Here is a 6,733-nt window from a genome sequence, read left to right on the forward strand (position 1 = left end):
CACCACTACCTCCTCCAAGCCAGGGGACCCGCTTAAGAATTAGCGGTTGGAGCCGCTTTCTTTGCTTACTTTCTTTGCGGCGGCAAAGAAAGTAAGTGCCTGCCCCGCACAGGGGCGAACGCTAATAGACCACTAAGAAATCAAGGAAAGGCCAACACCGTAGGCAAACAGACAACAAAGCGCCGCGAAGGCAAAAAACCTTATAGCCTCTGCCCAACAGCAAGCAAAAAAACCCGCCTCCACTGCTTAGCCTGCCGCTCGCCCAGCATGGGCAAAACCCAAACCTGATGCTTAGCGTCTTTGACCGTCAATGCGACGTGCCATTGAGCATCATGGCCCTGCACCTCGGCCCCAAGCAAATCGGCAAAAATATAAGCCCCCTGCTCACCGCCAAGGCGAATCTCACATAGCCGTTTACCCGCAGCAAGCCGAACCGACCCCCAGGTCCCCTTAAGCTCATGAGTCCAATCGCGATCGCGAATATTCGGAGCGACTTCCTTCCGACGCCGCCACCAATAAACAACCGCGGCAATCAAAAGCAAAACAACAAGAACAGCAACCCCAACCGCAACGGCCGACCCAAAAGCCGCCTGCAAGGCATAAAAGGCCCGCACTGCGCCATACACCAGCGCGATCAGCGCAATCAACGCAACAACAATCGGCATCGCAAACTCGCAAGACAAAAAATCAGCCTAGCACGGCGCAGCCCTAAACCTCACGGCAAAAACCCGCTGCGGAAAATGCGCAACCGCGCATGGCGAAGCGTTACGGCTGCTTATGCGTCGCCGCCCAATCCTTCACTGCCTTCAGCGTGTTCTCGACGTGCTTCTCCGGAGACAGGCTCGTGTACTCGTAAATGATCTTGCCGTCCGGCGCGATCACATACGACACGCGATTGGCCATCGAACTATGCATCGGCATGCCGGCGTCATACGCGCCGATCACCTTCGCGTCGGCATCGGCCGCCACCGGGAATTTGCTGCGGCATTCGCTCACCGAAAACTTCGTCAAGGTGTCGACGTTGTCGTGCGACACACCGAACACCGTTGCGCCATACTTCTTGTACTCGTCGACAGCGTCGGCAAACTCGTGGGCTTCGATCGTGCAGCCTTTCGTGAAGGCCGCCGGATAGAAATACAACACCACCGGCCCTTTCTTCAACTCGTCGGCAAGCGAATACGCGTAGGTCTTGCCGCCTAGCGAAGCCTGTGCGGTGAACGGCGGCGCGGCATCGCCCGGCTTGAGCGTGGCAGACGCCGTCAGCGAATGCATCGCGAATCCCACCGACAAGACCGCGGCCAGTGCCGCCGGTATGAGTTTCCTCTTCATCTGCAGTCCCTCGAAACGTTAATGCGCTCTGTTTGCGCAATCAGCTAAAGGTCGCGGCGTTCAGCGGAACGCCGCGACCTCGACACACTATTGGATCACGTACAGATCAGGTACGTAAGAACCTGTCTAAAGGATGCATGTGTAAAGGATACATCCGCAAGCCCGCGCTCGCAGCGGCACGACACCACGCAACGCAACGATCGCCCGCCGCCGCAGCGCCGCGCAGGCCTCAGGCGGCCGCTTCCTCGATATGCGCGCCGAACCACGCCGCCGCGGACAGGTTCAGCTCCGCCAGCACCTCGGGCGTGAGCGCCGCGAAACCGGGCGGCGCATCGGGTCCGGCTGCGATCGAGGCGGCATCGCCCCCCTCGCCCGCCGCTTCGGCAATTCGTAACAAGGCGCCGAGCGCGCCGCCGCGCGTGACGATCGCTTCGCGAATCTGCGGCGCGAGGCCGAGTTTCTCCAGGACAGCCGCGGGCGTGCTGCCGACCACCACGTGGAGCAGAGAAAAAATACCGGTCATGAAAGCGGCATCGGCAAAATCGTTATCGGACGGGCGCAGCCAGCCTGCGGCCAATTCCATGAAGCGCGAGCGTGTACCGGCCAGTTGCACCAGCGGATCGGCGCGCCACGGCAGAGCGCCGCTGTCCGCGTACAGCAGCAATTGCGCCCAGCGCGCGATCTGCCGCGTGCCGGTGGCGATGATGGCCTCGCGCAGCGAGGCGATATTGCGCCCCAGCCCAAACGCGCTCGAATTGACGAGTCGCAGCAGTTGCACCACCACGCTCGGGTTCAGCTTGAGTTCCGCTTCGAGCTCGACAATCCCCGCATCGCGCGATAACAGCGCCAGCAAACGCAGCAGGCCGGGGCGCGGCGAGCGGTTGCGCGGCGCTGCCAGCACCTGCGGCCGCGCGAAGAAGTATCCCTGGAACAGATCGAAGCCGAGGTCGCGAGCGAGCGCAAAGTCTTCGCGCGTCTCGACCTTCTCCGCAATCAGTGTCTTGCCATGGCCGCGTACCGTCGACGCCAGTTTGGCAAGCGCGGACCGCTCGGTCTGCAGGAAGTCGATCTTGACGATGTCGGCGTGCGGCAGCACGGCGAGCAGCTCGTCCGACAGCTCACTGACATCGTCGAGCGCCACAAGGAAGCCGGCGCGGCGCAACTCGGTCAGCCGGCGGGCCAGATGCGCATCGAACTTGACGGTTTCGAGAATCTCGAGCACGAAGCGCTCGGGCGGCATCAAATGGACGATGTCGTTAAAGAGCAGCGCGCGGTCGATGTTGACAAAGCCGCGGTGCTGGCCAAGCACGGCCGCCACGCCGATTCCGCCGATCGCGCGAGCCACGACCTGCGCCGTGGCCTGGGCGTCGTCGCTGACCTCGGCGTAGTTATGCGCGCCGGCTCGAAACAACAATTCATAATCATTGAGCGCGCCGTCGCGATCGAGAATCGGCTGGCGGCCCAGATAGACGAACTGTGCTCCGGACGCCGGGTCAGCGTCGTCGGCACATTGTTCAAGCACCTCGACGTGCCGGGGGGTGGCCCTGACAAAGTGACGTTCAGACATGGATCATCGGTGCAAGTGTTCGGAAAGCTACGCAGCGACGTCTTAGCCGACACTGCACAACGGGTTTGCCGTATTAACGGACGCCAAGCCGTTGCACTTTAACCGAATCGCTCCCGCCACGACGCCGATCCTCGCCGCCGCTTCCTTACCGTGTGTTTTTTGCAGCAGACGCTAAAGATTTCCCGCCGCGGGTCGTTATCTCGTTCTGATGAGGCGGCCTGATACCTCTTGACCGCCCGGACACGGCGGGCAGTGAGCCGCCCCGCCTGCAGACGAACACAGGTTGCCAGCGACAAACATGGAAGCGAACAGGATCACCGCGCCCCGCCGGGGCTCCTTGCGCACGGTCATCGACCGGTTTCGTGCGTTCGGCCGGCGTGCCCACAGCAAACCGCCGGCGCGCGCCAGCCGCACTGCGCAACTGGAACAGGTGGTCGGCGCCGTCGACCTGCTGGCGCACGTCGATCAGGAACTGCACTTCCTTTATGTTTCCGACGCCAGCCTGCGCTTCATCGGCTATCACCGGGAATATCTCGAGACCATCACGCTGCACGACCTCGTGGCGCCCGCCGACGTGCCGCGCCTCGACGCGCTGCTGACGCGCGCCGCTGCCACGGGCAACGTCGAGAAAGCCACGCTCGGCCTCATCAAGTCGCTGACCTATCCGATCACGGTCGAGCTGCGCGTGGTGCGCAGCAGCCACGACGGCATCGACGGCTATGCGGTCGCCGGCTTCGACGTATCGGCCTGGCGCGCTACCGAGGAACGCCTGACCCAAGCGCTGCATCTGGACCGCCTGACCAACCTGGCCAATCAGCCGGCGCTGATCCCGGCGCTGCTCGACGCGCAACAGCAAGCCGACGTCCACGGCACGCCCGCCGCGCTACTGCTGCTCGACCTCGACGACTATCAGCGCGTGAACCGCGCGCTCGGCTACGATGCCGGCGACGAGATGTTGCGCGACACGGCGCGGCGTCTATTGAACATGACGAGCCCGAACGAGACGGTGGCGCGTGTCGCCAGCGACGAGTTCGCGATCCTCGTGAAGCCTGCCGCGAGCCGCACCGACGCCGCCGCCGCGGCCGAAGCGCTGGCCCGCCGCCTACTGACCGCGATCCAGCAACCGTATGTCTTCAGCGGCCAGCAGGTGCATCTGTCGGCGAGCATCGGCATTGCGCTCTACCCCGATGTGCGCCACGCCAACGACAACGCCGCCCACGACACTCATCTGCTGCGCTGGGCCGACCATGCCCTGCTGCAGGCCAAGGCGGCCGGCGGCAACACGCTCGCCTTCTACGTACCGGACGACAATCCCGCCGACGCCGAGCGCCTGAAACTGGAGGCCGACCTCTACGACGGTGTGCGCAACGGCGAGTTCTCGCTGCACTTCCAGCCGATCACGAGCAGCCGCACGCACGGTGTCGTCGGCGTCGAAGCGTTGATGCGCTGGTCGCATCCCGTGCACGGTCTCGTTCCCCCCTCGATGTTTATCCCGCTCGCGGAATCGATCGGCCTGATCAACTTCCTCGGCAACTGGGTGTTGAAGGTCGCCTGCATGCAGTTGATCCAGTGGGACGCGCGGGGCATCTCGTTGCAATACGTCGCCGTCAACGTGTCGCCGCAGCAGTTCCGCGATCCGCGTTTCAAGGACGCCGTGCGCGAAGCGATCGAGTTGACAGGTATCGATCCGCGCCGCGTCGTGTTCGAGATCACCGAAAGCCTGCTGATGCACGACCCGGCGCATGCCAAGGTCCTGCTCGAAGAGCTGACCGCGATGGGCATCCGCTTTGCCGTCGACGATTTCGGCACCGGCTATTCGAGCCTGGCTTACCTGCAACGATTCCCCTTGGCCAAGCTCAAGATCGACAGGAGTTTTGTCGAGAATCTGCTAACCTCCCGGAACGATCAGGCAATCGTTAGTGCAGTCGTCGGACTCGCACAAACACTCGATCTCGAACTGGTTGCCGAGGGCGTAGAAACGGAAGCCCAGCGCACCCTGCTCACCGAGATGGGCTGCGACCACATTCAGGGATGGCTCGTCTGCAAGGCGTTGCCTTCCGACGAACTCGCGCAGCGTTTCGAAGCGCGCACGCTTCACCTGCACACCGCATAACGATGCAGGCAAACCTCGTGCGCAGCGCAAGATACCGGCCTCGCGCCGGTGTAGCACTCATTGGAACAGGTATGGCTTTGGCGGGACTCACATGGTAAAGGCTGCGGTGCTCGACCGGCTCTGGACGCGAATGAGCGAGCGCGGCGATTTCCCCATGCTGTCGCAGTCGCTGCGCACCACCATGGCGGCGATGAACAACGACGACCTCGACTTCACCGGCCTCGTGCAGGTCGTGTTGTCGGATTTCGCTTTGACGCAAAAAGTGTTGCGGCTTGCCAACTCGGCCATGTACATGGCGTTCGGCGGCAACATCACCACCGTGTCGCGCGCGTTGATGGTGCTTGGCATGGATGCGGTCGGCCATCTGGTGGTCGGCCTGAAGATTGTCGATCACTTTCATCACAGCGCGCCGCGCCGCATCGACGCGAAACTCGAATTGAACCGCACGCTGTTGTCGGGCTGCGTCGCGCGTAAGCTGACCGAGCGCGGCGATCTGCGCGCCGGCGAAGAAGCCGTGGTCTGCACGCTGATGCGGCAGATCGGCAAGCTGCTGGTGGTGTTCTATCTCGACGCCGAGTGGGATCAGATCCGCCGGCATATCGAAGACGGCACACTCGAAGCCGACGCCTGCGTGCTGGTGCTCGGTGTCACGTTCGACGAAATCGGCGCCGAAGCTGCGGTGCGCTGGCGCTTGCCCGACATGATCCGCTCCGGCATGGGCGAGTTCGACCCGCTGGATGTCGAACAGCCGCGCCAGGTGCAGTGGCTGCGCGCCATCACCAACTATTCGACGGCAGTTGCCGACGTGCTGACCCAGCAGAACATGCCGGACTGGCAGCGCGAGGAGCGCATCGCCGAACTGGCGCAGGAATACAGCCACGCACTGAATACTGATCCGGACGTGCTGCATCAAATGAGCGTCGCACTCGCCCGTGAAGAAGGCGGCGACGGCGTGATGCGCGAGATCGTCGAGTTGCGCGCCAATGCGGACGCGATCGCGCGCGAGGCGCTCGATCCGGAAGCGCGCATCGCGGCGGGCGTGGGAGATCTGCGCGGCCTGCCCGACGGCAGCGCGCTCGCGCCGGCACTGGCTCTGGCCGCGGAAACCGTGCTGGCAGCGCTCGGCTTCGCGCGCACGGTGGTGTTCGTCAAGCATAGCAACGGCACCTTCAAGGCGCGCCTCGGGCTCGGTCCGAAGATCGACACGGTGCTGCCGAAGCTGTCGTTCAACACCGCGTTCGAGCCCGATGTGTTTCATCTCGCGATAGCGAACTCGATAGGCATCTTCATCGAGAACGCGCGCGACCCGAAGATGGTCGCGCGATTACCGGAATGGTTCCGACGTACGTTCGACGATGCCCGCGCCTTTGTGCTGCTGCCGGTAGTCGACGAGACCGATAAGACCGTGGCGCTGTTATACGGCGACTGGTCTCATACGCAGGAGCCACGCCGGATATCGCAGAAGGAAATGAGCGCGTTGAATGAACTGGCAAAGGAGTTAGGACGTTTTTTTGGCTTGGGGCAGATGCAGGAAATGGAGACGATGTGAAGACGTGGCGTGATCGTTGATCACGGTGGTTCACGCTCACCGGTTTTGTATTTGCCCGAAGTCATGAACCTCAGATGTGCAGAGGCCGGCATGTGCGGCATGCCGGCCTCTGATTCAAACCTCAAACCTGCCCCCTCAATCCTCAATCCGCTCCAACCCCTCCGCACTCCGATCC

The 6,733-nt window shown here is 62.9% G+C and carries 5 protein-coding genes; 2 read left to right on the top strand and 3 right to left on the bottom strand.

What is annotated here, in order from left to right:
- Positions 1-200: 200 nt before the first annotated feature.
- The 3 genes from GNZ13_RS44950 to GNZ13_RS44960 form a co-directional block, all read right to left on the bottom strand.
- On the bottom strand, positions 201-665 hold the full coding sequence (locus GNZ13_RS44950; protein WP_172177182.1) for a hypothetical protein: 465 nt from the start codon (positions 663-665) through the stop codon (positions 201-203).
- Positions 666-765: 100 nt separating this feature from the next.
- Positions 766-1,329 carry a peroxiredoxin gene (locus GNZ13_RS44955; protein WP_172177184.1) on the bottom strand — a complete coding sequence of 188 codons (564 nt, stop codon included), beginning with the start codon at positions 1,327-1,329 and terminating at the stop codon, positions 766-768.
- A 229-nt stretch (positions 1,330-1,558) separates the two neighbouring features.
- The gene (locus GNZ13_RS44960; protein ID WP_172177186.1) at positions 1,559-2,896 is read right to left on the bottom strand and encodes an EAL and HDOD domain-containing protein; all 1,338 of its coding nucleotides are present in this window, start codon (positions 2,894-2,896) and stop codon (positions 1,559-1,561) included.
- Between the two features lie 298 nt (positions 2,897-3,194).
- Here GNZ13_RS44960 and GNZ13_RS44965 point away from each other — a divergent pair, with 298 nt between their 5' ends.
- Complete coding sequence (locus GNZ13_RS44965; RefSeq protein ID WP_172177188.1) at positions 3,195-5,009, top strand: putative bifunctional diguanylate cyclase/phosphodiesterase; 1,815 nt, start codon at positions 3,195-3,197, stop codon at positions 5,007-5,009.
- A gap of 91 nt (positions 5,010-5,100) precedes the next feature.
- Positions 5,101-6,558: an HDOD domain-containing protein gene (locus GNZ13_RS44970; RefSeq protein ID WP_172177190.1), complete on the top strand. Its 1,458-nt coding sequence runs from the start codon at positions 5,101-5,103 to the stop codon at positions 6,556-6,558.
- Positions 6,559-6,733 lie beyond the last annotated feature (175 nt).

The organism is Paraburkholderia elongata (genome assembly GCF_013177735.1).
GTDB lineage: Bacteria > Pseudomonadota > Gammaproteobacteria > Burkholderiales > Burkholderiaceae > Paraburkholderia > Paraburkholderia elongata.